Consider the following 2,752-nt stretch of genomic DNA (forward strand, 5'->3'; position numbering starts at 1 on the left):
CCGTTGCGATGAACTAGCATTTCCCTGTACGAAATCGCCAACGGCGGCATGCGGACGCGAAGTCCTGCTTCGGAGACGTCTCCGGTCCCGGCGCGGGGAAGGTTCGGCACCGCGGAGTGGATCCGCACACGTGGATGCTCTGCAAGGAAGCGTGCAACCAGCGGTGCCACGGTGGTCAGGCTGAGCGTCACCGGGCAACTCACCCGAATGTGTCCCTGCGGCGCGGCTTGAACGCGCTCAACCGCCTCCTGCGCCGTCTCGGCTTCCGCCACCATAGCGAGGCAGTGCCGATAGTAGTCCTGTCCGATCTCGGTCACGGCGAAACGACGGGTCGAGCGCTGAAGCAGCCGCACGCCGAGCCGCTCCTCCAGCAGCGACACACGCCGGCTCAGGGTTGACTTGGGAATGCCGAGCATCCGGCTGGCGGGCGCAAAGCCTTTGTGCTCCACCACCTTGGCGAAGAAGTAGAGGTCGTTGAGATTCTGCATGGCCGCCCATTGTCGTTCCATTGCTGGAACAGTGAGTGCCACGGAGGCCGCCTATTGGCAATGTCGTTCAACAGCTAGGTTCGGTGGGACAGCAAGGACGGCCGTTTGGCCCAAACCCAGAGGATCCCATGACCAAGACGCTTCTTCACATTGACTCCAGCGCCCTCGGCGGCTTTTCCACCTCGCGCAAGCTGACCGCTTCTATTGTGAGCGCCTGGCAGCAGGCCAACCCTCACCTTCTGGTCACCTATCGCGATCTGGCGGCCGCGCCCCCGGCCCACTTGACCGGGCCCGTGATGATGGCCATGCGCTCCCGCGACCTGACGGGCTTGAGTGACGAGGAGCGGGTGCAGATTGCGCTCTCGGATGAGCTGGTCGAGGAGTTCCTCGCCGCCGACGCGGTCGTGATCGGGGCGCCGATGTACAACTTCAGCCTGCCCACACCGCTCAAGGCTTGGATCGACCGCATTGCTCAGGCCGGCCGCACCTTTAAGTACACCGAAGCCGGCCCGGTGGGACTCGCTGGGGGCAAGCGCGTCGTGATCGCCTCCTCGCGTGGTGGGATGTACGCCGGCACGCCCTTGGAGGCTGCCCTGGACCACCAGGAGGCCTACCTGCGTGGTGTGCTCGGCTTCACGGGCATCAGTGACGTCGCCATCGTTCGCGCCGAAGGCACCAACATGGGGCCTGAGGCCGTGAAGCAAGCGATGATCTCGGCGAATGAGCAGATCGACCGCCTGTTCGCTACGTCGCTGGCAGCCTGAGGTTCAGGAGGAAAGGCATGCTCTACAAGGCCGAAAGAACTCCCTTGGTGGTCGACCAGGGCAAGTTCGTCGTCCACGCCGCGATGCCGGGGCTCAACATCCCCGGCCATCCTGACCATGGTTATGGCCCACTCGCGCTGATTGCCGAGTCGTTCAAGGCTCCCGACACTTGGATCAAGATGCACGAGCATGTGCAGGACGAGATAATCTCCTATGTGCCCCATGGAGTCATGCGGCACGATGATCGCACGACTGGCAAGCTCATCACCGACGCGGACCACCTCATGGTCATGAATGCGGGCCGTAGCTTCTGGCACGAGGAGCGAACGCTCGCCGGTGACCCGCCGCTTCGGATGTTGCAGATCTTCGTGCGGCCACACACGCTTGATCTGGAGCCTCGCATCCAGCATCAACCTCTGGCGGCTCCCGAGCCCAATCAGTGGCGGCATCTCGTCGGCCCAGAAGGTGGCGCTGCTCCGTTCTTCGTGCGTAACGACATCGACCTCCACGACATCCATTTAGAGGCAGACGCATCAACCGCGCTCACCCATAGGCCAGGTTTGAGCCGGTATTGCTTCGTTTATTCTGGCAGCGTCGAAGCAAACGGCACGCGGTTTGATCAATCCGAGAGCGGACTAACAACCGACCCGGCCGAGTTGGTCCTTCGGGCCGTTGAACCTGCGCTAGTCGTGGCGTTCGTAATCAACCCCGAAGCCGGGATCACGCGGGGCGGCACGATTGGGGATGGTGCGGCCCGCTTCGTGGCCAAGGCTGCGCAGCGCTCAGTTGCAGGGTCCATCGCTGGCGGCTCATACCGCAGCGAACATCAAGAAGACGGCACGGAATGCCATCCTCGAGGCTGACCACCGCTGGCAACGAAGCGCACCGTCGATCACGGCAACTTGCTTCGCGACCTGTACGACAAGGCGTCGCGACTCTCTGTATCAGGTCGCTTCATCCATGGGGAAGCCCAGGGAGATCGAATACGCGCGATCATTACCGGCAGCTCCGGTCGGGTTGTACCTTCCGTAGCGGCCGTCCTCAGCTACGGCGATAAGAGCCGGCATAATGTCGGGTGCCCGAGTTTCTAGTTCCAGGTCGGTCGCCCAAACTTGAATTTGCGCGCCGCTTTGGAGCTTTTCGCGCAATGCCGCAGTTCTCAACACGGCAGCTTTCCGCAGTGCCAGCGGAAATCACCGCGTCGGCGCCGCTTACTGCTCTCGCCTCTCGAAATACGCGGTCCGCCCAAATGCCGACCTCTAAGTTGAGCCGGCTGCCGCTCTTGTCAACGTCTCCTATTGATATCCGTTCGATATCGCGAGCACTAAAACAATATATTGGACCGCCGGAGAACTTTCAGCGAAACCGTTCTGACAACCGAAATACACCCATACAAAAGCAGGGCAGATTTGCGATTTCCCACTCTATAGCCGAAAGACCACACCAACCAAAAAACACGGATAATGCAAGGCACAAACAAAAAAAAGCAAAATCAAAAAA

The 2,752-nt window shown here is 61.1% G+C and carries 4 protein-coding genes; 2 read left to right on the forward strand and 2 right to left on the reverse strand.

Annotation, left to right across the window (positions count from 1 at the left end):
- Window positions 1–488 (reverse strand): LysR family transcriptional regulator (locus B6S44_RS21315; protein WP_129158907.1); only part of this gene is annotated, 488 nt, incomplete at its 3' end.
- 128 nt (window positions 489–616) lie between these two features.
- On the opposite strand from B6S44_RS21315, the gene B6S44_RS21320 reads away from it, so the two are divergent.
- Together B6S44_RS21320 and B6S44_RS21325 are read left to right on the forward strand one after the other, a co-directional pair.
- A complete protein-coding gene (locus tag B6S44_RS21320; protein WP_129158908.1) occupies window positions 617–1,252 on the forward strand; it encodes an FMN-dependent NADH-azoreductase in 636 nt (211 codons plus the stop codon).
- Window positions 1,253–1,269: 17 nt separating this feature from the next.
- Complete coding sequence (locus B6S44_RS21325) at window positions 1,270–2,115, forward strand: pirin family protein (protein WP_129158909.1); 846 nt, start codon at window positions 1,270–1,272, stop codon at window positions 2,113–2,115.
- Between the two features lie 81 nt (window positions 2,116–2,196).
- Here B6S44_RS21325 and B6S44_RS21330 read toward each other — a convergent pair whose 3' ends face one another.
- Window positions 2,197–2,418 (reverse strand): hypothetical protein, encoded by a 222-nt coding sequence (locus B6S44_RS21330; protein WP_129158910.1) that lies wholly within the window; start codon window positions 2,416–2,418, stop codon window positions 2,197–2,199.
- Between the last annotated feature and the right edge of the window lie 334 nt (window positions 2,419–2,752).

It is taken from the genome of Allobosea sp. Tri-44 (assembly GCF_004123845.1).
Lineage (GTDB): Bacteria > Pseudomonadota > Alphaproteobacteria > Rhizobiales > Beijerinckiaceae > Allobosea.

Bases quoted from the DNA above. Each gene is read 5' to 3' on its own strand.
- B6S44_RS21320 (WP_129158908.1), top strand. From the start codon at position 617: ATGACCAAGACGCTTCTTCACATTGACTCCAGCGCCCTCGGCGGCTTT.
- B6S44_RS21325 (WP_129158909.1), top strand. From the start codon at position 1,270: ATGCTCTACAAGGCCGAAAGAACTCCCTTGGTGGTCGACCAGGGCAAG.